This window comes from Providencia sp. PROV236, from assembly GCF_033676985.1.
GTDB lineage: Bacteria > Pseudomonadota > Gammaproteobacteria > Enterobacterales > Enterobacteriaceae > Providencia > Providencia manganoxydans.
This window is the reverse complement of sequence record NZ_CP096297.1, coordinates 3,264,602-3,290,053: the sequence shown is the minus strand read 5'-3', so window position 1 is coordinate 3,290,053 and position 25,452 is coordinate 3,264,602. Positions and strand designations below refer to the sequence as shown.

Here is a 25,452-nt window from a genome sequence, read left to right as displayed (position 1 = left end):
CTTATGATGGCAGCAACAGTATCGCCTGAGTCTCAAGGGCGTATTTATTGTCTTGATGCAGTTCGCGGCATAGCAATTCTTGGTATTCTATTAATGAATATTTTTGGATTTGCGTTGCCGCAAATGGCATATATGAATCCCGTTTACACCTCATCTGTAGAGACACCTGATATCACTATTTGGGTGATTTTCAACCTGTTGGTTCAAGGTAAATTCCTAGCCATTTTCTCAATTTTATTTGGTGCCACATTAGCGTTATTGCATCAGCGAGGGCAACTATGGAATGCCTGTCGTCTCGTGATATTAGCTATTTTCGGTATTATTCATGGTGTTGGATTTTGGGAAGGTGATATTTTGCTGGCCTATGCATTAACAGGGCTGGTTGCAGTATTATTGTTTTATCAAAAAAGTGAATACAGTTTACTTAAGATTGCCTGTGCTATTTATGTCATTGGCCTGATGATTTTGTTTGTATTGGGTAGCTTAATCGATGCCAATGATTTTTGGATTGTTTCTGATGAACAAGCCCTCTTCGAGTTATTACAAAAAACAACGGGGGGGATGGTAGGGCTAACCTATAGAGCGCAATCTGTTTGGAATATGATTGAAATGTTATTCATTCAGTATGGTTGGCAATTATTGGGGCTGATGATCGTAGGATTTCTACTATTGCGTAATGGTTGGCTACAAGGGCGATTTAGTACTCAGCATTATCGACGCATGGCATTAATATTCATTTTTCCCGCCTTATTGGTACAGCTAGTGTCTCTGTATTTGCAGAGTCGATTTGGATGGAGTTATTTTTCAACATCAATCGTGGGCTATATCATTAATGAATTGATGATACCGTTACAATCCCTCGGTTATATCGCCTTAGTTTATGGTTTTTGGCAGACGATTGAAGGTCGTTTAATGGCAAAAATCTTACAATCTATTGGTCGCATGGCTCTCACGAATTACTTATTGCAAACACTGATTTGTACTACCATTTTTTATCATTTAGGCTATTTTAATTCTTTTTCACGGAGTGAATTACTGGGATTTATTGTGCCGATTTGGTTAGTTAACATGCTATTTTCTTATTGCTGGTTACGGTTTTTTAACCAAGGGCCGATAGAATGGCTATGGCGTAAGTTAACCGATCGCTTATATGTTGTTTTGCGTTAAAGTTAATCAGGTAACCAAATGATATTGGTTACCTTGAAACAAATTAAAAGTTTTTGCTTATTTCATCTGGTGAGACCGCTGGGTAGCCTTTAATCCCCTCGGGCATTTTTATCGGGGCGGGGATCGACTCTTGTTCCCCTAAAAATTTAGGTTCTCGATTTAAAATATAGAGATCTGCTAACGCACCTAAACGAGCAAATACCTCGCGCACTCTCACTTTAAACATCGCTTTTGGTGTTGGAACCGCAAGACATTGAGCATCGATCCCTTTATGTTTTGCAATAAACAATGCCCGCTCACAATGGAAACGCTGAGTGATAATAGTAAAGTTATCAGTATCAAAGACTTTTTTGGTACGTACCACTGAATCCAGTGTTCTAAACCCAGCGAAATCAAGCACAATTTTTGATGCAGGAACACCTGCGTTAATTAGGTCTTTACGCATATTGATGGGTTCATTGTAGCTATGAGCGCCATTGTCACCACTGAGTAGCAAATATTTCACTTTGCCACTGTGGTAGGCATCAGCAGCGCCTTGGATCCGATAGCTGTAATATAAGTTTTTTGCGCCAGATGCATAATATTTAGAGGTACCTAATACCATCCCAACATCACGCGCGGGAAGCTCTTCGACATTTTCATAAATATACGGAGCGGTGTCCCAAGCTATCCAACGGTCAAGTAAAATAATCGTTGCTAACGCTATCCCTAAAATGATGATCAGACCATAAAGCAGACGTTTCCGCATTGTCCTAGCCTAAATTTTTAATAGTCGTAATAGTAAGGCTACTTGACTTAAATTGGTGACGCAAGTCGAGCAACGTAAAATCCTGTCAATGGATTAACAATATTCGAGATGACTGAGGGCTTGTGCTGATTTTTGCATCACGGGCACGAATTCTAGTAGTGATTCGAGCGGTGTGCGAATTGCCGGAGCATGGGTATAAATACAAGCAATTAATCGATTTTTTTCATCTTTAACGGGAACTGCACAAGCCACCATGCCATCAATAAACTCTTCATTATCTGTACTGATTTCCATGTGTGCAATCTTATCAATTTGCGCATTCAGTTCAAACATATCAACTAATGTATTGCGGGTCATTTGATGAATAGGAAGTGCTTTTAGTAAGCTTTGCCGTTTAGATTCGCTGAGACTAGCAAGATACAATTTGCCGCTGGCGGTGCACCATAAAGGTGTACGGCTACCTTCAGGTAGATTAATTTGTAAAGGCCAATTGGCTTGAATTCTTTCGTAATACAGCATTTCTAACCCATTGGGTACGGATATCCCACAGGTTTCATTGATTTCATTGGCAAGTGTTCTGAGAATGACTTGGCGTGCGGATTTAAAGCGAACACTATTCCAAACGCCTTGTGATATTTGAAAAAAGCGGTTACCAGGTTCCCAGAGCCCACGCAAATTCATTTGCAAATAGCCATCTTGTTTCAATTGAGCAAGTAGGCGGTGAACAGTTGGTTTGGGGATCGCCAAATCATGGGCAATGTCAGCAGGTGAAAGAGGATTATCTGATTTGGCAATATGTTCAAGGATCGCCAAAACTCGTGTTACGGCTGAACTTTTATCATGCTGCGTATTCAATATGCGGTTTCTCTTAACATAAATTTTTGGTTATGTTGGCATTATCGCAGGCGCGAATCAAGAAATCTATTGGGGAAATGAGCGCGCTTCCCTTGATCAGAGAGAAGCGCAGGTAAGTTACTTCATGGTTGGCATGGAGAATTCAGCGCCTTCACGCAGGTTAGCTGATGGCCAACGTTGTGTGATCGTTTTGCGGCGAGTATAGAAACGTACACCATCAGGGCCATAGGCATGTAAATCACCAAATAGCGAATTTTTCCATCCACCAAAGCTGTGGTAAGACACCGGAACGGGGAGTGGAATATTGATCCCGACCATTCCTACCTGAATGTAATCAGCAAAGTAGTTTGCCGCTTCACCATCGCGCGTATAAATACAAGTCCCGTTGCCGTATTCGTGTTCATCAATCATATCCATCGCTTCTTGCATGGATTTAGCACGGATCACTTGTAGCACAGGGCCAAAAATCTCAGCCTGATAGCTATCCATTTGTGTCGTCACATTATCGATGAGTGTTGCGCCAACAAAGAAGCCGTTTTCATAACCACTGACTTGTGTTTTACGGCCATCGACAACGATAGTCGCACCTTGTTGCTCTGCGCTAGTGATATGTCCGAATACTTTTTGTTGATGTTCACGGGTGATCACAGGGCCAAAATCGTTATTTTTATCACTGTAAACGCCCATTTTTAGTGATGACATTCTATCTTTCAGTTGGCTAACCAACTCATCAGCAATGTCATCACCGATAGCGACAGCCACCGATAGCGCCATACAACGTTCACCAGAAGAGCCAAAAGCGGCACCTAACAGTGAATTAACCACGTTTTCCATATCCGCATCTGGCATAACAATCGCGTGGTTTTTAGCTCCACCAAGCGCTTGGCAGCGTTTGCCATTAGCGGTTGCAGTTGCATAAATGTATTGAGCAACAGGTGTAGAGCCAACAAAACTCACCGCTTTAACACGTTTATCCGTTAATAAGGTATCTACGGCTTCTTTATCACCATTAACAATATTAAATACGCCGTCAGGTAGCCCTGCTTCTTTTAATAGCTGACCGATATATAGGGTTGCACTAGGGTCGCGCTCTGAGGGTTTAAGCACAAATGTGTTACCACAAACTAAGGCGAGTGGATACATCCAAAGCGGTACCATGGCAGGAAAGTTAAAAGGTGTGATCCCCGCAACTACGCCTAGAGGTTGGAAATCACTCCATGAATTAATGCCAGGGCCGACGTTTTTACTGAATTCGCCTTTTAAGATCTCTGGTGCACCACAGGCATATTCAACGTTTTCAATACCACGTTGCAATTCACCGGCTGCATCATGAACGATTTTGCCGTGCTCTTGGCCGATTAAACGGCAAATTTCATCGGCTCTTTCTTCCAGCAATTGCTTATAGCGAAACATAATGCGTGCACGTTTCATCGGAGGCGTATCACGCCATTGAGGAAATGCGGCATGGGCTGCACTGATAGCGTCTTCTACGGTTGTTTTGGGGGCAATGGCAACTTGGCGACTGACTTCACCCGTCGCTGGGTTATAAATATCTTGCAAGCGTGAATGGGTTTCATTGCTTGCGCCATTAATAAAGTGTCCAACGATACTCATAGTATTTCTCCTGCTTAATTCCAAAGTTGGGTATAGATAGCAACCATCTCTTCAATAGTCGGGATCCGGGGGTTATTGTTAGGAGAGCCAGACGCTTCTGCTTGTTTTGCCATGGTCTCGACTACCGAGAAAAATTGCTGTTTATCAATGCCGAACTCGGCTGGTGTTGGCACGGAGAGTTCGCGATTGAGTTCGACAAGGGTGTTGATCAGTTTTTCACAAGCCACATCATCACTGTCTGTTTCTTGTGCAAATGTTAAGGTACGTGCGCAGACGGCATAACGTTGCTTGGCTGACTCTAATGAAAAACGGGTTACAGCAGGGAGCAACATGGCATTCGATAAACCATGTGGAACATGGAAAAATGCACCAATAGGGCGGCTCATGCCATGAACTAATGCAACCGAAGCGTTAGAAAATGCAATGCCAGCGAGCGTAGAGCCTAGCATCATCGCCTCTCGTGCCACTTTGTCATTACCATCATGGTAGACTTTTCGTAGGTTTGGCCCGATCAGTTTCATGGCACATAGCGCTTGGCTATCTGAATAGAGATTGGCTTTACGACTGACATAGGCTTCGATAGCGTGTGTCATTGCATCAATACCAGTGTCTGCGGTGGTTCTTGCTGGTACGCTGAGGGTTAAGTTGTAATCAACGATTGCGGCAGTAGGCATAAAACCTGTGCCCATACACATTAATTTTTCATCCGTTTTTTCATCAGTAATAATAGTCACTCGAGTACATTCAGAGCCTGTTCCTGCTGTGGTTGGAATGGCAATAATCGGCAACCCCTGTTCTTCAACTTGACGTGGAAAACGGTATTCATTGATGACACCGCCGAGTTTGCCAATAACGGCAATTGCTTTGGCACTGTCAATTGGGCTACCACCCCCTAATGCGATGACTGAATCAAAATCAGCACTTCTGACTTTTTCTATACCTGCTTGGATAGACGCCGCAGTTGGTTCAGGAACCGTATCTGAATAAACGTCACTTTCAATACCTGCTTGAGACAAAATAGTTTGTAAGTTATTGAGATAACCTAGTTTTACCATCATATTGTCGGTGACAATTAAGGGTTTTTTACTCTTTAGGCCTTGTAAAACATTTGGTAAACGTTTGATTGAGTCATGACCAATTTCCAGTGTTCGGGGTAGCACAATCGTAGACATAATGATTTCCTTTTAGAATGAGCCAAATAGTGATCCGAGGCTGATGACGACAATGAGCCCCAGCACACTGCCAACAACGGTCACCATAAAAATATCGAAATAAGATCGTTTGTGGGTCAGGCCACAAATCGCCAATAATGAAATAACAGCACCATTGTGCGGTAGGGTATCTAAACCACCTGATGCCATTGCAGCGACGCGATGTAATAATTCAGGTGAGATACCCGCAGCATCAGCCATTTGTAAGAAATGTTCGCCCATCATGCTCAATGCGATACTTAAACCGCCAGAAGCCGATCCTGTTGTACCCACTAGCATGCTGATCACAATGGATTCTGAAATCAGTACGTTACCTGCGGAAATGCTCAATAAGTAATTACTGATCACGGCAAAGGCAGCAAGAGAAGCGATAACGGCGCCATAACCCACTTCCGATGCGGTATTAAAGATAGGCAGTAAAGAACCCATAACTCCTTTGTTCATGGTTTCTTTGAGATTTTTCCAACGTGACCAATTTAAAATAATGATGGTGATGCAAGACAAAACTAATGCACCAATGATCGCCCATAATCCTAAAACGCTGTTGAGAGCCGTGTTACCGTATTTGTCTTCTGAAAGATATGCGGTATCCATTAAAGGGATCACCTTACTAAGCAAGTAGTTACAAGAAACGACTAATATGATGGGTAATAGAGCCTTCCAAAGTGCGGGTAGATGGCGATGTTCATCATCGGTAGGCTTTTCAGGAGCATGATAGGTATCACCGTATCCCTCTGCGGCATGTTTCGCCTTACGCACTCGATAGCTTAGCCAACCATAACCTGCGGCAAACATGACCGCTGAGCCAATCAACCCTAAACCTGGGGCGGCGAAGGCATCAGTTCCAAAGAAAGGCATTGGGATGGTATTTTGAATGGCTGGTGTGCCGGGTAATGCTGTCATGGTAAAACTGAGTGAGCCGAGAGCAATAGCGCCGGGGATCAAGCGTTTGGGTATAGCAGCAGCATGGAAAATAGCGGCGGCAATAGGGAAAATGGCAAAACCAACGACAAATAGTGAGACGCCACCGTAAGTTAAAATACTACAGGTGATCACAACCGCTAGCAGGGCGCGATGTCCCCCCAACTTTCTCACCAGCGAATAAGCGATGGATTGCGCTGAACCTGAGTCATCCATCAATTTTCCGAATACGGCACCCAGTAAAAATAATGGAAAATATTTTACGACGTAGCCGCCTAGCCCCGTCATAAAGACTTGTGTGTAGACACCAAATAGCTGAGAAACTTCACCGCTCATCATAACGGCAAACAGAGCCAGTATTGGCGCTAAAATCAATACACTCACGCCCCGATATGCAAAATACATCAACATCAGTAGGGAAAGAACAATGCCTAGGATACTCAACATAACTGTTTCTCCAGTGTTATTAATCTCAGCCTGATTGTCTAAATTTAATTTTTTAGGCTGCGAAATAATCTTGTTATTAATTTGTATCGTTAGTTGATATGAATTGTATTAATAGATGAGATCATTTGGTTAAGCAAATCCGTTGTGACAAAAAAGAAAAGAAAAAGCGCTTAGATCACAAAAAAATTAACAATTCATTAATAACTCGTGACTGAGATCTCAAACATTCTTAAATGAAAATTTCGGATAAGTAATAAAAGGAAGGGAGGGACAGCGTGCTTTTTCACAGCCTAATCGTTTTCCCGATATCAGGTAATGATGTGAAATTGATCACGTAAACCAATACAAATGATAACGTTGCTATGATTTTAATTGAAATAAAAATTCATTAGTAGTAATTTTTTGTGAAATTTAATTTCATTTGAGGTGATGTCATGTCAGTAACCGAAAATACACTCAGTGATTGCTTGCAAAATGAGCTCAATCAAGACACGTTGCAGTTTTCGCGTTTAGACACCTTATCCATGCTAACAGAGATTAATCAAGCTGATAGCACGGTCGCTGCCTCTCTACAGGCAGTGTTACCTGAAATCGCCAATGTGGTTGATATGATTGCAGAGCGCTTAAAGCAAGGAGGGAGGATATTTTATGTCGGAGCTGGAACTAGCGGACGACTTGCTGTCCTCGATAGCGCTGAATGCCCCCCAACATTTGGTACATCGCCTGAATTAGTGCAATCGATTATTGCGGGTGGACAGGCCGCGATGTTAAAAGCGGTTGAAAATATTGAGGATTCTGTTGAAGCCTCAGTTGAAGAGCTTAAACAGCGTGGTGCAAGCGAAAAAGATGTGATTATTGGTATTGCAGCGAGTGGACGAACGCCTTTTACCTTATCAGCGATTGAGTATGGCAATCAATTAGGTGCACTGACGGTGGCTATCACCACACGAGGTCATAGTGTGCTAAGTGAGCTTGCACAATATGCGATTGCTCCTGATGTGGGAGCTGAAGTGCTTTCTGGCTCGACACGAATGAAAAGTGGTACGGCACAAAAAATGATTTTAGGTATGCTCAGCACTTGTGTGATGGCGCGTTTAGGGCGAATTCACACTAATTTAATGATTGATGTGGTGGCAAATAATATCAAATTGCTGCGCCGTGCCGAAAGAATTGTTGGGGAAGTGTGCCAGATCGATACGCAAACAGCCGCAGAGTTGTTAAAGCAAGTGGATTATCATCCACGACGCGCAATTTTAATGTATGAACTTAATATTAATGCACAGCAAGCGACGGATATTGTTCAGAAAAATCCAAATAGTAGTTTGGATCTGATGCTGAATAGCTACCGCGAGTAACGTCAATACTGGGGAAATTATATGGCTAACAAGATAGAACATCTGGAAGTACTCGCCAAAGAAATAGAAAAACAGGCGGGTGGATTCGAAAACGTGGTGACGTTGACTCATTGTATGACACGTATTCGTTTAGTTTTAAAAGACAATAGCAAATTCAATGCAGAGGCTCTGAAACAAGTCGAAGGTGTGAAAGGCGTTGTCTTTAATGGTGAACAACAACAAGTCATTGTGGGGATGGGAACCGCGGCTAAAGTTTTTTCGGTAATGAATAAAAGAATGCAGGGTAGTGACCTGACGAATGAAAGTAGCATTGCTGCTAGTTCCGAGAAAAAACCGTTTTCAATTCGTCGCATGTTAAACACACTTGCTGCTATTTTTGTACCAACTATTCCTGCGTTGATTGGTTGTGGTCTCATTATGGGGCTGATTAATATTGTGCGTCTAGTCGCACCGGGTGTGGTGGAGCAGTTCCCTGAACTGTTTAAATTATTGAAATTGATCGGTAGCGCCGTTTTTACCTATCTCTCTATCATGATTGGTGTGAATACCGCGAAAGAATTAGGGGCATCAACCTCAATTGGTGCGGTTATGGCAGGGCTGCTAGCGATGCCTGGCTTGGCCGATATCACATTATTTGGTGAGAAATTACAGCCAAACAGTGGCGGGATCTTTGCTGTACTGATGGTGGTGGTATTCTCTTCTAAATTTGAAGTGTGGTTTAGAAGTATCATTAAAGAGAGCCTCGATCTTATCGTAACGCCATTTGTGACCATTTTAGTGTCAGCTATGGTGGCTTTGATTGTGTTCCAACCTGCGGGGCATTATCTCAACCAAATCTTGTCTCAAGGCGTTTCTGTTGCATTGCTAAACAGTGGAGGTGGCGCAGTGGTGACAGGGGGCATTTTAGGTGGCAGCTTCCTATTTTTATTACTTACAGGTTTGCATCAAGGCTTGATCCCCATTCATGCTGAAATTTTGCAAACTTTTGGCTTAAATTACCTATTCCCAATCTTAGCGATGGGAGGAATGGGGCAAGTCGGTTCTTGTTTCTGGGTATTCCTGAAAACTAAAAATCAACGCCTGAAAAAAACCTTAGTTGGTGCTTTACCTGTGGGGATCTTTGGGGTTGGCGAACCATTATTGTTCGGTGTGTCATTACCGCTAGGTAAACCTTTTATTGCTGGCTGTATTGGTGGTGCCGCTGGTGGGGCATTAATGGCCTTCTTCCATGTGGGGATTATTATTCCGTTTGGAACGGCTGGCTTATCATTAATACCGTTAGTTGGAGATGGGCAAATTCTTGATTTTCTGATTGCGGTAGCTGGCGCATGGATTGTCGGTTTCATTGCCAGTATGATAATAGGCTTCAACGATCCAGAAAAATAATAATAAGGAATAGCCATGTCAACACTGACGGTAAAATTGGAAAGTTTATTGACCAGAGGTAAAGGCACCGAGCAACGTATCGCCCATTTTTTGCTCGAAAGTCGTGATAGCATTGTTCCGATGAATGCAGCTGAACTTGCTCAAGCTGCTGGGGTAAGCAGCGCTTCAGTTATCCGTTTTGCGCGCCAAATGGGTTACCGTGGCTATCCTGAATTTAAAGTTGATTACTTATCCGATGAAAAGCAGCACAAAGCCGAGAGTTTGTATGGCAATCTGAGCCGTAATGATGATACGGCTCAGATTATCGCTAAATCAGGGCAAATGTTTATTACGGCAATTGAAAAATCAGTGGGATTACTAGAGCCGTTGACGGTGGATGCAATCGCACAAAAAATTGTTGAAGCAAAACGGGTTGTAGTATTTGGGATCGGATCTTCAGCGATTGTGGCTAATGATATTTTTCTTAAATTGATCCGTGTGAATAAACATGCGTTGTTTAGTCCTGACCTGCATGTTCAACTCGGTTATTCGGCAAACTTGAATGCAAGTGATTTAGCAATCGCTGTCACTGCAAGGGGCAATACCCCTGATATCAATTATATGCTGAAATCAGCTCATGAAAGTGGTTGTACGACTGTCGCATTAACCCGTTTTGGGCAAGATGAAGCAGCGCGCCTTGCTGATTATACTTTGCCTTATTTCTATGATGAACAGCACTCCCAGCTTGGTGTGATCACGCCACAAGTATTGCAAATGGTCATATTTGATACACTATTTTTTAAGTATTTAACCCTCGCCAATGAAGATGCAGATATTGCATTACACAAAGCACGGCAAGCCGTAACCCGGGCAGGATAAAACCTAATGATTTTAACTGAGTTAGCCATCGGAGCATTGATTGGCTTGATTATTAGCACCACAGGTGTCGGTGGTGGTGTGATTGTTTTACCGATACTGACCTATTTTTTTGGACTCAATGCATTAGCCGCGGTGGCCACAGCAAACTTCTTATCCATGTTGATGAAAGTCTCTTCGTCATATATGCATTTTCGATTAGGCAATATTCCATTAAAAGGCGCATTTATTGTATTGGCAATTATGTTGCCAAGTACATTTTTATCGAGTTTATTGGTGACTTGGTTGGGAAGCATTCCGCAATATGAAAAACAGGTTGAATGGGGGATTAATTTGTTGGTTGCGGTGGCAATTATTTTTTCTCTGTACTTATTTATTCATCGTATGTTTTTTGCCAATCCAATTAAAAAAATAGCCATTAAAGAGAGCCAATTACGTGCAATGGCAGTGCCTGCGGTTATTGCGGGTATTGTATTAGGTGCGACAGGTGTGGGGGGCGGTGTTGTGGTATTGCCGATGCTGTTACGTTATATGCAGTTAAATATTAAGCAAGCTATTGGTACGTCAATTGTTGTTACCACGGTTTTATCAGGATCTTCTGCGTTAGCTTATGCGCAGGACGGTCACACTGATTTAAAATTGGCACTCATTTTATGTGCAGGGGCATTACTCGTAATGCCATTGGCGAAACATTTGCTGGTGACATTATCTGAACGCACTTTCCAATATATTACACTGTTACTTATTGTATGCAGTGCCATCATGATGACGCTAAAAGTGTTTATGCTTTAAATATTCGAGCGAAAACGCTGCAATCTGAATGATAATGAAGAAATGCCATTAATGATCCCCTTGGTTATACCAAGGGGATATTCATTACTGATTTGCATCAGTCACTTCTTTTTGGATTTCTTGATAAATAAATTCACGTTCAAACAATAAATCTTCATCGGTTGAGAAAGAGATACTGTAGATAGCAAATATCAGCAAAGCAGCAGCTATTGCGGTAATCAACAGGTCAATAAGGTAGGATTTCTTTGCTGAAATTACATAGCCTAAGCTAACCAATGCACCAATCACGGCACCCCCCACATGCGCTGCATTATCCACTCCAGACTGCATACCATTAACTAAAGTTAACGCAATCATGGCAATAATATTGTATAGCTGGCGTTTTAGTTTGGCATTTTCGATATCAGGGACATCTGGTGAATTAATCGTTTTGAACAAATAGATCACTGATGCAGCCGCTAGCCCCATAATGGCGCCTGATGCACCTACACCGATAGTAATATACACCGTATTATTTATTGGCATATATAAACTAAATGAATCAACTGCCTTGAGTGATTCTTGGTATTGCCAGTAGGCACTAAATAAGGCTGCACCGACGCCAGAAATAATATAAATAGATAATAATTTAAATTTGCCATAAACCCGTTCGCATTCAATACCAATGACTAATAAGGCAAGACTATTAAAACCAATATGCATTGCATCTGAATGCAAAATCATACTGATGGGATAACGCCACCAATCACCTGTTAGTGAGAGTTGGTAGATATTTGCACCAAATAACAATAAGTTGCTTTCTCGCGATTCTAGCGGTGATGCAAAGGCGATTTGATAAAAATAAACAGCGATATTGAATAGCACAAGGATCAGCGTTAATGCCATGGCTTTCAATGAAATACGCGGTTTGGATGCAGGTGGTGTGTAGTTTGGTTGTTCAGACATATTAAGTCCTTATAATAATATTTATACTTGCCATACTTTAAGCTACAAGAGTTTTGACTCAATTCATTAGTTAGTGGTGCTGGATCTTTAGAGTATAAAATGTGCCAAAATTTTAGTTTATATCCAATATCTGAAAAATGAGGTCAAAAACTAAAAAGGGCGCTAAATAGCGCCCTGAGGTTGCTGACGAAGCGAGATAAAGCGTGGTTTTCCCGCTCAGTGCTATCAGCCGAAAATCAATAAATTGATTTTCCTCGTTTATTTCAGAACCCTAACGACTACCGCCAAACATGATAGGTTTGTCAACAGTCTAAGAGCGCTAAATAGCGCCTTTAACCTATTCGGAAATTAGAATGATGTCCGTTTATAAGTACGATATTCAGGTTTCCAGAAATTGCGTTCAATTGCCTCTTCCAATGCACTGTCTGAGGTCACGGTAGCGACACCCTGTACCTGCGCTTCTTTCGCAACTTGTTTCGCAATAAAACGCGAAACTTGTTGGATATCAGACAATGGTGGCAATAGTGAACCATCACCCGCTTTAGCGAGTGGAGAGCACTCAGCTAACGCGCGGCTGGCTGCCATTAGCATATTTTCAGTGACGCGTTTAGCGCCTGAAGCAATCACTCCTAAGCCGATACCTGGGAAGATATAAGAGTTATTACACTGAGCGATAGGGTAGACCTTATCTTTATAGGATACTGGTGCAAATGGGCTACCTGTTGCGACTAACGCTTTGCCATCAGTCCAGTTAATAATATCTTCTGGACGAGCCTCAACACGTGATGTTGGGTTAGACAGTGGCATGACGATTGGGCGCTCACAGTGTTTGTGCATCTCTTTGATGATTTCTTCGGTGAACAAACCTGCTTGACCTGAAACACCAATCAAGATAGTTGGCTTAGCATTGCGGACCACATCTAATAACGAAATTGAATCGCTGTTCACATCCCAGTCAGCTAAATTGCCACTGTTTTGAGTCAATTTACTTTGGAAATCTAGCAAGTTAGGGAGTTTATCGGTTAACAAGCCAAAACGGTCAACCATATAAATGCGTGAGCGTGCTTGCTCATCGCTCAAACCTTCAGATTTCATTTGCGCAACAATTTGTTCAGCAATACCACAACCTGCGGAACCTGCACCTAAGAAAGTCACTCGTTGGTCGCTCAGTTTACTGCCAGCAGCATGGCTAGCCGCGATCAAGCTACCTAAGGTTACCGATGCGGTACCTTGAATATCATCGTTAAAGCAGCAAAGCTCATCGCGATAACGGTTTAACAATGGCATTGCATTCTTTTGCGCAAAGTCTTCAAATTGCAACAGCACATTTGGCCAACGGCGTTTTACGGCTTGAATAAATTCGTCAATAAATTGGTCATATTCTTCGCCAGTAATACGTGGATGACGCCATCCCATATACAGCGGATCATTTAGACGCTGTGGGTTATTGGTTCCCACGTCAATCACGATCGGCAAAGTATAAGCTGGGCTGATGCCACCGCAAGCGGTATACAAAGAAAGCTTACCGATAGGAATCCCCATACCGCCGATACCTTGGTCACCGAGACCTAAGATACGCTCACCATCAGTGACTACAATCACTTTCACGTTTTGTTTAGTGGCATTTTGCAGCATATCATCGATGTATTCACGGTTTGGATAAGAAATGAATAAACCACGAGCACGACGATAGATATCAGAGAAGTGTTCACACGCTTCACCAACCGTCGGGGTATAAATAATTGGCATCACCTCAGTGAGGTGCGCATCAATTAGACGGTAGAATAGGGTTTCGTTGGTGTCTTGAATGTTTCTTAAATAAATGTGTTTATCGATATCTGTTTTGAAGTCGATTAACTGGCGATAAGCGCGTTCTACTTGTTCTTCGATAGTTTCAACTTGCTCAGGCAGTAAACCATACAGGTTAAAACTCGCACGTTCTTCTTCGCTAAAGGCACTGCCTTTATTCAATAAAGGAAATTCTAGCAGGATAGGGCCCGCATAAGGTATGTACAGAGGGCGTTTTGTTTCGTATTCATGTTCCATGAAATATCACTCTTTGGACGATTAAAAAACAACAGTCGGGATAGATCCTAAGGCAAACAAAAAATATGTACAGTGATTATTGATACAAAGAGTTAAAATAAATGTTAAATAATATTATTTGTATAATAAACAGCATAATAGCTAATTTAAATCAACAGAGAAACTGTACTACCTAAGAGATTGTTATCGTAAGTAAGACTATCTTCAGTATGCTGAGTCTAAGGGCGATGTGGTGGATACTTGCCATAATCCCGATTATCAGATTGATATAATTTAAAAAATAACCTAACGAATTTATTATTTAATTCCATACCTTATTATATATTGACCAGTGTTTTTATTTTTAATATTTTTATAGTATTGTTTTTTATATGTTGATAGTTTCTGATTTAATGTGTTTAATATTCCAATCGCAATTCGAAACTATTTGAAAGTTGATGAAGACAACTTTTCTTTGCTTTATCATTAATACGAATATTCTATCCTAATAATGCCTATGAGGGGGGAGAATGAGCTTTTTTCTTTATGATAAAAAAGTTATGAGGTTAATACTTATTTTTATAATAAATATATTGTTCAGTTTTATTTGTTTGGCAAAATCACGGGGTGAATTTAAAAAAACAATAAGTATTGTTGATGATTATCTCTATACACAAGAGCTAAAAAAAGAAAAGGAGGCACAATTAAATTATATGTCACCTTTTAGTATTATAATGATTGATTATTTTAAACAAGTAATGAAGGAACATAGTTTACCGGTTAGTGATAATTTAATTAATTCTATTATTTGTGCACATAAATTTGAATATATAGATTTGACTAATAAAAAAATAGATGATGATAAAGGCCTTGAGTATCATATTGATGATATCAACTATAAAAAAGCCAATGTAATATATAATAAAATAATAAATGATTATAATTTGCCTAACGATGTATGGATCTTAACTGTTCCTTTTGATTTATTAAATGATCACCAAAAAGAAGCTTATTGGAAAATCATGTTAAGTGCAAAAACAGAAAGTAAAAAATACATATTTATCGCGAATATTATTCGTATGGTTGAAGAAAAAGTAAAGTATGCATCTAAAGAAGAAAAATCCAGAATATGTAAATGGTTAAAAAGGATAAAAAGAACAACGGTATACTCAGAACATATCCTTCCTAAGAAATATTAAAATAGCAATATACTCGTCATACTTCAAGTTGCAGTGTTGTTGACTACGCTCACTCGCACTAGTCACCTACTTATGTAGGCTCCTAGCGACTCATTCACTTGTCGCCTAACTGCAGCTCGAATTATTTAGAGTATATTCTCCTTGCCTATCTTCACTTGTCGCACTTTTCGTTAGGGGATAGTGACTGCGCTACGTTTACTGAATTATAGCGTTTGTATATGCTCTCCATTTATCTTTGTTTATCGCTGACCTGCAATTCGAATTATTTAAAGTATAGGTTATGACATAGTTAGTATTTTTATCATATATTGCTACAAGATTTTATTTTATGTCATTCTATAAAAGATGTATGTTCATTTTCGATAAATAATCATTGTATGGTTATTTTCAATAAAAGGAATTTTAATGAGACGACTTACTGGAATAGCCGATTTTTTTCATTTTAAAAAACTATCATTATCCGCTGTTTTATTTCTTATATCGTTATCAGTATCTGCGAATACAATTAATAGCAATAACAATAATTACCTCAATAATCAAAATACATCAAAATATCATTTAATTAATCACCGTGAATTAGATAACCAACAGCTAACAGGATACACGGGACGTTATCCTATATTAGCCAAAAGTATGTTGGCAGAAGACAGTATCTTTTCAATGGTTGCAATGCAGTACTTTCGTGCGGTTCTTTTTGAGCATCAGATAATATTCACAGCAAAGCAACTTAAACAGATGCAGATGGACATGGCAGAAGGTTATCTTGAATTCCTTGAAGGAAAATTTAAACAAGGAAATAGTACTATTGATGGTGATATTAATTTTAAAGAAATTAGTCAGTTACATAAAAAGGTATATGCAAAATACATTAAATAATTGCCACCAAATAAATGGCGGCAATTAAATGTTTAACAAATTAATCTAAATAATTCACTTCTTTTTGCTGGCAGCCGAGTGCTTGCAAAGTGTTCTCCGTAATACACCATTGCTTAACAATTGCATCTTGCTTTTCAACTAATACCGCTTGCTCGATAGAATGCATATCTTTGCCCGCTAAATTAATCATAATTAATGCGGCTTGGAGTGGTGGCAAGCTTGGATTAAAGGCGGCGTTTTCAGCGTAGCGACCAGTAAATAATGAACCATCTTTTAACTGTAGTGCAATACCTGAATGCGATTGGCTATAAGGTGCATGTGACTGGTTTGCTGCCTCAATAGCCGCACATAACAAGCGATTACGGCTCGGTGTGCTGTAACCATGATCGACAGTATCCATTAGCAGAGTTGTGATCTCTAAATCGGATGGGCCAAATGAATCAGGTAAGTAATCATGTAATGTTGCTGGCTGACGCTCAGGGAGGTGTACTTCAATTTTACCACCACCACGTAATTCATTCATAAACTGTCGGCAGTGACCGCATGGCGTATAGTTGACCGTGATCGAAGCCAACTGTTTTTCACCTTTTAACCATGCATGGGTCACGGCACATTGCTCTGCGTGGATAGTTTGCGCGATAGCGACGCCACTGAATTCCATATTAGCGCCGAAGTAGATGTTACCACTTACACCACGGGCAATAGCCCCGACATTAAAGTGCGAAATTGGGGTAACAGCATAGGCCGCCGCGAAAGGTAATAATAAAAATGCCAGCTCGCTGTCACTATAACCGCAATCAGCCTTAATCTGATTAACTTGTTCGGCACTCAGCATCGCTTGAAAATCAGGTGTATCAATAATGGGTCTGAGCGCAACTTGTAACTTTTCTGGGAGTTGAGACCAAGCGGACTTAAATCTTGAATGCATGAGTAGTTCTCCTAGTGACTTACTTACATTTTTTATACTCAATTGCAGCGTTTTGCATTGGGGGATACTTTCTACGCTCTTCGTGAGTTATGGGGTTCCCGTTCAGCTGCATCTCAAGTGTTTAGAGTATATGTAATAAATTATCACTTAATATGTGATTAATATCTCTTTTTCTATGAAATTAATGAAACAAATTGTGTAATTGAGAGATGTATCTCAAGTTTTTGGCGGTAAGCCTCTGACTGACTGCTGACAAACGTATTTTGTTTGGCGGTAGTCGTTGAGGTTATTTGACCTAAATTAGGAAAATCAAATTATTGATTTTCGGCTGATAACACGAAGCGGAAAAAAACTGATTTCATTCCTCTTCGTCAATAAGTTGAGAGAGGCGATAAGCCTCTCTCATATTGTATTGAGTTTAGCCGAAAAGATGGAGTATGACTGGGAAGATAAACGGAGCGAGTAAAGAGGTAATGATCCCACAAGTCATTAATGCTAATGAGCTATAAGCGCCTTCAATATAGTTGATTTCTGCACAACGGGCAGTACCTAATGCGTGAGACGCAGTCCCCATTGCTAACCCTCTTGAAGCATGTGTACGAATACGTAGGGCGTCAAATAAGGAATGACCAAACATCGCTCCCAACATACCCACAAAAATTACGCAAGCAGCACTAATTGCTGGAACACCGCCAATTGAATCAGCGACAGCCATGGCGATTGGGGTTGTAACGGATTTTGGTAAGATAGAGGCGGCAATGTCGGGTGTTGCACCTAACCATAAGGCAATCGATGTACCAGTAAACATAGCCACTAAGCTGCCGGCTAAGCAGATACTAAACAGTGATTTCCATTGGGCGCGAATTTGATGCATTTGCTCATAAAGAGGAAAGGCGAGTGCGACAACCGCCGGTTGTAGCAGGTCATTAAGGATTTTACTGCCTGCAAAGTAGTGTTCATAAGGGGTATTGGTAAAAATGAGTAACGGAACAATAATCGCGATCGCCACTAATAATGGGTTTAATAGTGGTAGTTTTAATTTAATCGACAAAATCCGTGCCAGATAAAAAACGGCAATAGTTAACGGTAGTGACCACCAAATATGTTCTAACATTTTCCATCCCCCTTATCTTGCTGATTATCCGGTGATATATGAGTTGGCTCTTCAGGGGGAAGAGGAACCTCGTCTGGTTTTACACCAACAATTTGACGTTCTTTATGGATATAGTTAGAGCTGAAAGCAACCACAACCATCACTACTAACGTACTAATAAAGCAGGCAACAAGGATTGGAACCAGTTGTTCGCTTAATTGGCTATAATAATTCATGATGCCGATACCAATAGGTACAAACAATAACGTCATATTCTTTAGCAATATTGAACAACCAGGTTGCGCCCAGTGCGCAGGCACAATTTGAAGAGCGAGTAGCACAAACAGTATTAGCATACCGATGATACTACCGGGAACAGAAAATGGCAGAAGTGTTGATAACAGGTTCCCAATGATCAGGCAGAGATAAAGAATCGCAAAAGCGCGTAAATACTGCCATCCGGTTATCAGCACATGTTTTAATGACATGAGACTCGTCCTATTACGCTAAGTGCATTCATCATACAATTAACTTTATTATTGTGCTAGAGATCACAGTTAAAAGATGAAAAAAAAGCAGAGGATCAAGGATCCTCTGCTTCTCATTTAATTATTCGCTCTTTCCTAGGTAGGATCCGCTATTTTATTTTACTTGCATACCTGGTTGAGCACCGCTGTCAGGACTCAGTAGGAAAATATCTTTTCCGCCGGGGCCAGCAGCCATTACCATACCTTCTGACAGCCCAAAACGCATTTTACGCGGAGCTAAGTTTGCGACCATGATAGTCAAACGGCCTTCAAGTGCTTTTGGATCAGGGTAAGCACTACGAATACCAGAGAAAACTTGGCGAGTTTCACCACCAATATCCAGTTGCAGTTTTAGTAACTTATCAGAGCCTTCAACAAAATCAGCTTGTTTGATCAACGCGATACGCAGATCAACCTTAGCAAAATCATCAAAGCTGATGGTTTCTTGAAGAGGATCATCTGCAAGTGGGCCAGTCAGAACTTTAGCGGGTTTGATGCTTTCTTTAGACGCTTCAACCATTGCTTCAACTTTTGCCATTTCAATACGTGAGAACAGCGCTTTAAATGGCGCGACTTCATGATGAGTTAATGGCGTAGCGATTGAGTCCCATGTTAGTTCGACATTCAAAAATGCTTCGGTACGTTTTGCAAGGCCTGGCAAAATAGGTTTCAAGTAAGTCATTAACACACGGAACAAATTGATACCCATTGAGCAGATATCTTGCAGTTCTTGGTCTTTGCCTTCTTGTTTTGCAACAACCCATGGCGCCTTTTCGTCCACATAACGGTTAGCAATATCGGCGAGTGCCATAATTTCACGCACAGCTTTACCGTATTCACGGCTAGTATAGGCTTCACCAATTGACTGTGCTGCATCAATAAATTGCTGATACAGCTCAGGATCAGCTAATGTTGCTGATAATTTACCGCCAAAACGTTTAGCGATAAAACCGGCGTTACGGGATGCTAAGTTAACCACTTTATTGACGATGTCACTGTTTACGCGTTGCACAAAGTCTTCTAAGTTCAGGTCGATATCATCGATACGAGATGAAAGCTTAGCGGCATAATAATAACGCAAGCAATCTGCATCAAGGTGATCTAAATAGGCGCGAGCAGTAATAAAAGTCCCGCGTGATTTAGACATTTTTGCACCATTAACGGTGACATAACCATGAACAAATAGATTGGTTGGTTTGCGGTATTCACTGCCTTCAAGCATTGCTGGCCAGAACAAGCTATGGAAATAAACGATGTCTTTACCGATAAAATGATACAGATCGGTTTTTGAATCTTTATTCCAAAACTCATCAAAATTGAGGTCGCCACGCTTATCACAGAGGTTTTTAAATGACCCCATGTAACCAATTGGTGCGTCTAGCCAAACATAGAAGTATTTACCCGGTGCATCAGGGATCTCGAAACCGAAATACGGCGCATCGCGGGTAATATCCCATTGTTGTAAACCTGATTCGAACCACTCTTGCATCTTATTGGCGACTTGTTCTTGTAGCGCACCTGAGCGAGTCCAAGCTTGTAGCATGTCGCTAAATGCAGGTAGGTCAAAGAAAAAGTGTTCTGTTTCACGCATTACTGGCGTAGCGCCAGACACCACAGAACGCGGGTTAATCAGTTCTGTTGGGCTGTAAGTTGCGCCACACACTTCACAGTTATCGCCATACTGATCTTCTGCTTTACAGGTAGGGCAAGTACCTTTTACGAAGCGATCTGGTAGGAACATGCCTTTTTCAGGATCGTACAGTTGTGAAATAGTACGGTTTTTAATAAAACCGTTATTTTTTAATTTGCTGTAGATAAGTTCTGATAGCTGCTTGTTTTCTTCACTGTGGGTCGAGTGATAGTTATCATAACTGATAGCAAAACCAGCAAAATCTTCCTGATGCTCTTGGTTCATTGCTGCAATCATTTCTTCCGGTGAAATTCCCAGCTGTTGGGCTTTCAACATGATTGGCGTGCCGTGTGCGTCATCTGCACAGATAAAATGAACCTCTTTGTCGCGCATTCGCTGATAACGGACCCAAATATCAGCCTGAATGTGCTCCAGAATATGACCGAGATGGATTGAACCGTTAGCATACGGTAACGCACAGGTTACCAATAGTTTATTTGCGACTTGAGACATAGTAATGATCTTACTTCCATTAATAAAAAGGGACTTTGATGTTACCCGATCACAACTTTCGCTGCTAGGGTAATAGGATATTAATTGCCAAATCAGACAAAAAAGGGTTTTTTTGCTGTTGAGTGTCTTTTAGTTGGTAAGGCGCTCACTATTTTGATGGTTTCTGGTATGATGAATAGTAGTCAAAGTATCATATACCCTAAATCCTTCAAGCCGCAGCGTTGTTGACTACGTTTAGCTAGCCGAGTCACATAGTTTATCTATGCTCCCCGACTATCTTCACTTGTCGCCTAACTGCAGCTCGAATTATTTGGAGTATAGTGTTAAAAATATAACATAAAGGAGCCGGGATGAACGATAAATCCCCCGAGCAGAACAATCCAGAACTGCTGACTGAAAAAGTCTCCACTGTTTTGGCTTCATTTACACACCCAACACTGAAACGTAATCTGATATCTATCAAAGCATTACATCATTGTGCACTGTTGGATAATGTGTTGCATGTCGAATTAGTGATGCCGTTTGTGTGGAAAGGGCCATTTCAGGCTCTGATCAGCGAAAAAACGGCAGAATTGAAAAAAGTAACCGGTGCTCATGCGGTTGAGTGGAAACTGCGTCATGATATCACGACACTAAAACGTGCTAATGATTTAGCGGGTATTAATGGTGTTCGTAATATTTTGGCGGTGAGCTCAGGTAAAGGTGGGGTGGGTAAATCCAGTACCTCTGTCAACTTAGCACTGGCTTTGGCACAAGAAGGAGCGAAAGTCGGTATTCTTGATGCTGATATTTATGGCCCATCGATTCCAAACATGTTAGGAACCACCATGGAGCGACCAACCTCTCCAGATGGTCAACACATGGCGCCTATTATGGCATATGGTCTGGCCACCAACTCTATCGGTTATTTAGTTACTGATGACAATGCGATGGTATGGCGTGGTCCTATGGCAAGTAAAGCACTGATGCAGATGTTGCAAGATACTTTATGGCCTGACTTAGATTATCTGGTTATCGATATGCCGCCGGGAACGGGGGATATTCAGTTAACACTTTCACAAAATATCCCAGTAACAGGTGCTGTTGTAGTAACAACGCCACAAGATATTGCATTGGTTGATGCAATGAAAGGGATCGTTATGTTTAAGAAAGTTAACGTTCCTGTACTTGGTGTGGTTGAAAATATGAGTGCGCACATTTGTAGCAACTGTGGTCATGTTGAACCTATTTTTGGTACCGGTGGTGCTGAAAAACTGGCTGAAAAATATAATACCCAGCTGTTAGGACAAATCCCTCTACATATTTCATTGCGTGAAGACTTAGACCGTGGCCAGCCTACAGTGATGCGTGATCCTGAAGGCGAGTTTGCTGATATTTATCGCGAAATTGCTTCTAATATCTCTTCATTGATGTATTGGGAAGGTGATAAAATCCCAACAGAGATTTCATTCCGCGCAGTATAAAATCCAGTAAGCTTAAAGGATCTACTCTTTAATTATGTAGATCCTTTAATATTTATTCCTTCCAAATTATTTTTCCCTCAACTTATTCTTATTTATCGTTTACTTGTTTCGCTATTTTATTGTGATAGCGTAGAATAGTTTAATTATACTTGTCATACTTCAAGTTGCAGCGCTTTTCGTTAAGCTGCCAGTGACTGTGTTTACTGACGACAGTCACATACTGATGTATGTTCCTAGCGACTTATTTAATTGTCGCCTAGCCGCATCTCGAATTATATAGAGTATATTTGTGTTGCGTATTCGATTTTATTTATGGCGGAAGCCTAAAAGGTGACTATGAAATTTTTAATTTTGATTGTCGTATTAGTACTGATTGTTATTTACTTTTATAACCGTATTGTCGCAATGCGTGAGGCTGTTATTTCAAGCGAAACGGAGATTTCAGTGCAATTAGACCGCCGCGGAAAAGTATTTGATAGTTTGTTGGCAACGGTCAAAAAGTATTTAAGCCATGAATCTGAAGTTTTTAGTAAGATAACTGAGCTAAGAACGCAGGCACAGAATGCGACAGGAGCACAAGCACGTGAAGCGGAAGATGCGTTGTCAAAAATGGTGAGCAGCGGGGCAATTAATGTTGCTGTAGAAGCATATCCTGAGTTGAAATCGGATGCGATTATGGCGAATTTGCAAGAAGAGATAGTTTCAACAGAAAACAAACTTTCATTTGCAAAACGTGGCTACAATCGTGCATTAGAAGCATATAAAGCCTATATTGCATCAATGCCTGCGGTATTTATTGTTGGTATTATTCCTAGCCTAAAAATCGATAAAGACTATTGGCGTCTTGATGAAGAAACAATTAAAAGCGAAGAGTCTCGCCGTATTAATTTTGATTAAAAATGGCTGTTATTGATCTGTTTGCTCAAAGTGCAATGCTTTGAGCAAATTAGTCATATAGGGAATGCTATGGATTTTAGAGACATCATACGTAAAAATAATATTCGTACCCGTTTAGTGGTGATTAGTTATATTTTTATCATGCTGATTGTGGGATTATTAGCGGACACTGCCACCCATCCTGATGAACGAATTGGTTTTTTTGAAAATTTACTGGCGTTTGTCACTTTTCAACAGTTACCAGTGGCAACTTTAATTATTTTAGGGCTCACTTTTTTAGGGCTGATTTATATTCATTATCGCGGTCATAAAATGATGTTGGCGGGGATGGATGCAAAAGAAATTACGGCTGAAAATGCCAGTACACCCGAAGAAAGGCAGTTGTGTAATATATTAGAAGAGTTAAGTTTAAGTGCGACTCTGCGTTATGTTCCCCGTTTATATATTTTAGAAAGTGATGAACCAAATGCTTTTGCTGCTGGTTGGACATCAAAAAATGCCCTAGTAGGGGTGACTCGAGGTTTATTAGAGACGCTAAATAGGCAAGAAGTACAAGCCGTGATGGCTCATGAGATCGGTCATATTATTCATGGTGACTCTAAATTAACCTTATATGTCGGTATTTTAGCGAATGTGATCCTCACTATTACCAATATCTTTAGTCAGTTATTTATTCGTACAGCGGGTCGTAGCCGTAATAGTGCTTCGAACAAAGCGCAAATTATTTTATTAGTACTCAATTTTGTCTTGCCTTGGATCACGCAAATTCTTTATTTTTATCTTTCACGAACCCGCGAATATATGGCTGATGCCGCAGCCGTTGATTTAACAACAGATAATCAAGCGATGATCAGCGCATTGAGAAAAATTTCAGGGAAACATGAAAAAACAGAGTATGATCATTCGAGTACTGGTGATGCCTACCGCAGTGCCGCTTATATCTTTAATAAAGGTGATTCGGTATTTTCAACGCATCCTTCGATTGAAAATCGTATAGCGGCGTTAGAAGGGCGTAAAAAATTTTAAATATATCCATATGCTTCAAGTTGTAGCGTTGTGACTTGGTGCCGCGCTACACTCTAAACGCTTTAAAATATACACTTCTTATGATGGTTTTTATTGATATTTGGCGTTTTTTTAGCTTGTTTGCTTTGCGGTGCTGGAACCTCACGTCATTAGCCTCTATAATTTCGCCAACCATAATTTTTACTTGTCATACTTCAAGTTGTAGCGCCTTGCGTTGAGGCATGGTGATTGCGCTCATTGGTCGCTTAGTTGCACTTCGAATTATTTCGGGTATATGAAGTTATGCATTTCATTTCAGATTTATTTAACCAGGTTACCATTTTATGACTGACATAGCGCATCACTGTACCATTGTAGGTATATCGGGAGCTTCTGCATCCGGAAAAAGCCTTATCGCGAGTACTCTCTATCGGGAACTCAGGGAAAAGGTCGGTGATCATAATATCGGTGTTATACCAGAAGATTGTTATTATAAAGACCAAGCTGATATCCCTATGGAAGAGCGGTTAAAAGTGAATTATGACCACCCAAATTCTATGGATCACAGTCTGCTCTACCAACATCTCAAAGCTCTAAAAAACGGCCAATCCGTTGAAATTCCTCAATATGACTATGTTGCTCATACCCGCAAAGACACCACTATCCATTTCAGACCTAAAAAAGTCATCATTCTTGAAGGGATCTTGTTGCTAACGGATAAACGTTTACGGGAAGAGATGGATTTTTCAATTTTTGTGGATACTCCTCTTGATATTTGCTTGATGCGTCGGATAAAACGTGATGTAAATGAGAGAGGTAGAACACTGGACTCGGTTATTGAACAATATAATAAAACTGTTCGTCCTATGTTCTTACAATTTATTGAGCCGTCGAAGCAGTACGCCGATATTATTGTTCCTCGTGGTGGTAAGAACCGCGTAGCCATTGATATCTTGAAAGCGAAAATCGGCGAATTTTGCCAAGACTAGCCCAAGGGGCT

The 25,452-nt window shown here is 40.8% G+C and carries 22 protein-coding genes; 11 read left to right on the top strand and 11 right to left on the bottom strand.

Features of this window, described 5'->3' with window-relative positions:
- Positions 1–6 precede the first annotated feature (6 nt).
- A complete protein-coding gene (yeiB, locus tag M1E96_RS15125) occupies positions 7–1,167 on the top strand; it encodes a DUF418 domain-containing protein YeiB (RefSeq protein ID WP_369427529.1) in 1,161 nt (386 codons plus the stop codon).
- A gap of 43 nt (positions 1,168–1,210) precedes the next feature.
- Here yeiB and sanA read toward each other — a convergent pair whose 3' ends face one another.
- The 5 genes from sanA to M1E96_RS15100 all read right to left on the bottom strand — a co-directional run bounded on the left by sanA (position 1,211) and on the right by M1E96_RS15100 (position 6,963).
- Positions 1,211–1,915 (bottom strand): outer membrane permeability protein SanA, encoded by a 705-nt coding sequence (gene sanA, locus M1E96_RS15120; RefSeq protein WP_070924975.1) that lies wholly within the window; start codon positions 1,913–1,915, stop codon positions 1,211–1,213.
- 93 nt (positions 1,916–2,008) lie between these two features.
- A complete protein-coding gene (locus tag M1E96_RS15115; protein WP_081335822.1) occupies positions 2,009–2,770 on the bottom strand; it encodes an IclR family transcriptional regulator in 762 nt (253 codons plus the stop codon).
- A 117-nt stretch (positions 2,771–2,887) separates the two neighbouring features.
- Positions 2,888–4,384: a CoA-acylating methylmalonate-semialdehyde dehydrogenase gene (locus M1E96_RS15110; protein ID WP_272581053.1), complete on the bottom strand. Its 1,497-nt coding sequence runs from the start codon at positions 4,382–4,384 to the stop codon at positions 2,888–2,890.
- Positions 4,385–4,398: 14 nt separating this feature from the next.
- Positions 4,399–5,556 carry an iron-containing alcohol dehydrogenase gene (locus M1E96_RS15105; protein ID WP_180355045.1) on the bottom strand — a complete coding sequence of 386 codons (1,158 nt, stop codon included), beginning with the start codon at positions 5,554–5,556 and terminating at the stop codon, positions 4,399–4,401.
- Between the two features lie 12 nt (positions 5,557–5,568).
- Positions 5,569–6,963 carry a GntP family permease gene (locus M1E96_RS15100; protein WP_319068754.1) on the bottom strand — a complete coding sequence of 465 codons (1,395 nt, stop codon included), beginning with the start codon at positions 6,961–6,963 and terminating at the stop codon, positions 5,569–5,571.
- A gap of 434 nt (positions 6,964–7,397) precedes the next feature.
- On the opposite strand from M1E96_RS15100, the gene murQ reads away from it, so the two are divergent.
- The 4 genes from murQ to M1E96_RS15080 are packed head-to-tail and all read left to right on the top strand — an operon-like array spanning position 7,398 to position 11,351.
- Complete coding sequence (gene murQ, locus M1E96_RS15095) at positions 7,398–8,318, top strand: N-acetylmuramic acid 6-phosphate etherase (RefSeq protein ID WP_319068756.1); 921 nt, start codon at positions 7,398–7,400, stop codon at positions 8,316–8,318.
- A 21-nt stretch (positions 8,319–8,339) separates the two neighbouring features.
- Positions 8,340–9,704 carry a PTS transporter subunit EIIC gene (locus M1E96_RS15090; protein WP_319068758.1) on the top strand — a complete coding sequence of 455 codons (1,365 nt, stop codon included), beginning with the start codon at positions 8,340–8,342 and terminating at the stop codon, positions 9,702–9,704.
- A gap of 15 nt (positions 9,705–9,719) precedes the next feature.
- Positions 9,720–10,562, top strand: coding sequence for a MurR/RpiR family transcriptional regulator (locus M1E96_RS15085; RefSeq protein ID WP_319068761.1), 843 nt, complete (start codon positions 9,720–9,722; stop codon positions 10,560–10,562).
- Between the two features lie 6 nt (positions 10,563–10,568).
- Positions 10,569–11,351, top strand: a complete 783-nt coding sequence (locus M1E96_RS15080) for a sulfite exporter TauE/SafE family protein (protein ID WP_272581050.1) — start codon at positions 10,569–10,571, stop codon at positions 11,349–11,351.
- Positions 11,352–11,435: 84 nt separating this feature from the next.
- On the opposite strand, the gene M1E96_RS15075 is transcribed toward M1E96_RS15080, so the two are convergent.
- Positions 11,436–12,296 carry a rhomboid family intramembrane serine protease gene (locus M1E96_RS15075; protein WP_272581049.1) on the bottom strand — a complete coding sequence of 287 codons (861 nt, stop codon included), beginning with the start codon at positions 12,294–12,296 and terminating at the stop codon, positions 11,436–11,438.
- Between the two features lie 348 nt (positions 12,297–12,644).
- A complete protein-coding gene (locus tag M1E96_RS15070) occupies positions 12,645–14,342 on the bottom strand; it encodes an NAD-dependent malic enzyme (RefSeq protein ID WP_070924968.1) in 1,698 nt (565 codons plus the stop codon).
- 509 nt (positions 14,343–14,851) lie between these two features.
- On the opposite strand from M1E96_RS15070, the gene M1E96_RS15065 reads away from it, so the two are divergent.
- On the top strand, positions 14,852–15,520 hold the full coding sequence (locus M1E96_RS15065) for a hypothetical protein (protein WP_272581048.1): 669 nt from the start codon (positions 14,852–14,854) through the stop codon (positions 15,518–15,520).
- A gap of 405 nt (positions 15,521–15,925) precedes the next feature.
- Positions 15,926–16,396, top strand: coding sequence for a hypothetical protein (locus M1E96_RS15060; RefSeq protein WP_319068766.1), 471 nt, complete (start codon positions 15,926–15,928; stop codon positions 16,394–16,396).
- Positions 16,397–16,436: 40 nt separating this feature from the next.
- On the opposite strand, the gene cdd is transcribed toward M1E96_RS15060, so the two are convergent.
- The 4 genes from cdd to metG form a co-directional block, all read right to left on the bottom strand.
- On the bottom strand, positions 16,437–17,324 hold the full coding sequence (gene cdd / locus M1E96_RS15055; protein WP_272581042.1) for a cytidine deaminase: 888 nt from the start codon (positions 17,322–17,324) through the stop codon (positions 16,437–16,439).
- 418 nt (positions 17,325–17,742) lie between these two features.
- Positions 17,743–18,438 (bottom strand): CidB/LrgB family autolysis modulator, encoded by a 696-nt coding sequence (locus M1E96_RS15050; RefSeq protein ID WP_070924963.1) that lies wholly within the window; start codon positions 18,436–18,438, stop codon positions 17,743–17,745.
- A complete protein-coding gene (locus M1E96_RS15045; RefSeq protein WP_070924962.1) occupies positions 18,432–18,905 on the bottom strand; it encodes a CidA/LrgA family protein in 474 nt (157 codons plus the stop codon). Before M1E96_RS15045 ends, M1E96_RS15050 begins: the two co-directional genes overlap by 7 nt.
- A gap of 154 nt (positions 18,906–19,059) precedes the next feature.
- Positions 19,060–21,087 (bottom strand): methionine--tRNA ligase, encoded by a 2,028-nt coding sequence (metG, locus tag M1E96_RS15040; protein ID WP_070924961.1) that lies wholly within the window; start codon positions 21,085–21,087, stop codon positions 19,060–19,062.
- Between the two features lie 350 nt (positions 21,088–21,437).
- On the opposite strand from metG, the gene apbC reads away from it, so the two are divergent.
- From apbC to udk, 4 genes are all read left to right on the top strand, one after another.
- Positions 21,438–22,550 carry an iron-sulfur cluster carrier protein ApbC gene (gene apbC / locus M1E96_RS15035; RefSeq protein ID WP_070924960.1) on the top strand — a complete coding sequence of 371 codons (1,113 nt, stop codon included), beginning with the start codon at positions 21,438–21,440 and terminating at the stop codon, positions 22,548–22,550.
- Between the two features lie 336 nt (positions 22,551–22,886).
- On the top strand, positions 22,887–23,447 hold the full coding sequence (locus M1E96_RS15030; protein WP_070924959.1) for a LemA family protein: 561 nt from the start codon (positions 22,887–22,889) through the stop codon (positions 23,445–23,447).
- A gap of 69 nt (positions 23,448–23,516) precedes the next feature.
- A complete protein-coding gene (gene htpX, locus M1E96_RS15025; protein WP_272581041.1) occupies positions 23,517–24,473 on the top strand; it encodes a zinc metalloprotease HtpX in 957 nt (318 codons plus the stop codon).
- 323 nt (positions 24,474–24,796) lie between these two features.
- Complete coding sequence (udk, locus tag M1E96_RS15020; protein WP_272581040.1) at positions 24,797–25,441, top strand: uridine kinase; 645 nt, start codon at positions 24,797–24,799, stop codon at positions 25,439–25,441.
- Positions 25,442–25,452 lie beyond the last annotated feature (11 nt).

Coding starts and splice junctions, on each gene's coding strand:
- yeiB (WP_369427529.1), top strand. CDS start 7: ATGGCAGCAACAGTATCGCCTGAGTCTCAAGGGCGTATTTATTGTCTT.
- sanA (WP_070924975.1), bottom strand. CDS start 1,915: ATGCGGAAACGTCTGCTTTATGGTCTGATCATCATTTTAGGGATAGCG.
- M1E96_RS15110 (WP_272581053.1), bottom strand. CDS start 4,384: ATGAGTATCGTTGGACACTTTATTAATGGCGCAAGCAATGAAACCCAT.
- M1E96_RS15105 (WP_180355045.1), bottom strand. CDS start 5,556: ATGTCTACGATTGTGCTACCCCGAACACTGGAAATTGGTCATGACTCA.
- M1E96_RS15100 (WP_319068754.1), bottom strand. CDS start 6,963: ATGTTGAGTATCCTAGGCATTGTTCTTTCCCTACTGATGTTGATGTAT.
- murQ (WP_319068756.1), top strand. CDS start 7,398: ATGTCAGTAACCGAAAATACACTCAGTGATTGCTTGCAAAATGAGCTC.
- M1E96_RS15090 (WP_319068758.1), top strand. CDS start 8,340: ATGGCTAACAAGATAGAACATCTGGAAGTACTCGCCAAAGAAATAGAA.
- M1E96_RS15085 (WP_319068761.1), top strand. CDS start 9,720: ATGTCAACACTGACGGTAAAATTGGAAAGTTTATTGACCAGAGGTAAA.
- M1E96_RS15080 (WP_272581050.1), top strand. CDS start 10,569: ATGATTTTAACTGAGTTAGCCATCGGAGCATTGATTGGCTTGATTATT.
- M1E96_RS15075 (WP_272581049.1), bottom strand. CDS start 12,296: ATGTCTGAACAACCAAACTACACACCACCTGCATCCAAACCGCGTATT.
- M1E96_RS15070 (WP_070924968.1), bottom strand. CDS start 14,342: ATGGAACATGAATACGAAACAAAACGCCCTCTGTACATACCTTATGCG.
- M1E96_RS15065 (WP_272581048.1), top strand. CDS start 14,852: ATGAGCTTTTTTCTTTATGATAAAAAAGTTATGAGGTTAATACTTATT.
- M1E96_RS15060 (WP_319068766.1), top strand. CDS start 15,926: ATGAGACGACTTACTGGAATAGCCGATTTTTTTCATTTTAAAAAACTA.
- cdd (WP_272581042.1), bottom strand. CDS start 17,324: ATGCATTCAAGATTTAAGTCCGCTTGGTCTCAACTCCCAGAAAAGTTA.
- M1E96_RS15050 (WP_070924963.1), bottom strand. CDS start 18,438: ATGTTAGAACATATTTGGTGGTCACTACCGTTAACTATTGCCGTTTTT.
- M1E96_RS15045 (WP_070924962.1), bottom strand. CDS start 18,905: ATGTCATTAAAACATGTGCTGATAACCGGATGGCAGTATTTACGCGCT.
- metG (WP_070924961.1), bottom strand. CDS start 21,087: ATGTCTCAAGTCGCAAATAAACTATTGGTAACCTGTGCGTTACCGTAT.
- apbC (WP_070924960.1), top strand. CDS start 21,438: ATGAACGATAAATCCCCCGAGCAGAACAATCCAGAACTGCTGACTGAA.
- M1E96_RS15030 (WP_070924959.1), top strand. CDS start 22,887: ATGAAATTTTTAATTTTGATTGTCGTATTAGTACTGATTGTTATTTAC.
- htpX (WP_272581041.1), top strand. CDS start 23,517: ATGGATTTTAGAGACATCATACGTAAAAATAATATTCGTACCCGTTTA.
- udk (WP_272581040.1), top strand. CDS start 24,797: ATGACTGACATAGCGCATCACTGTACCATTGTAGGTATATCGGGAGCT.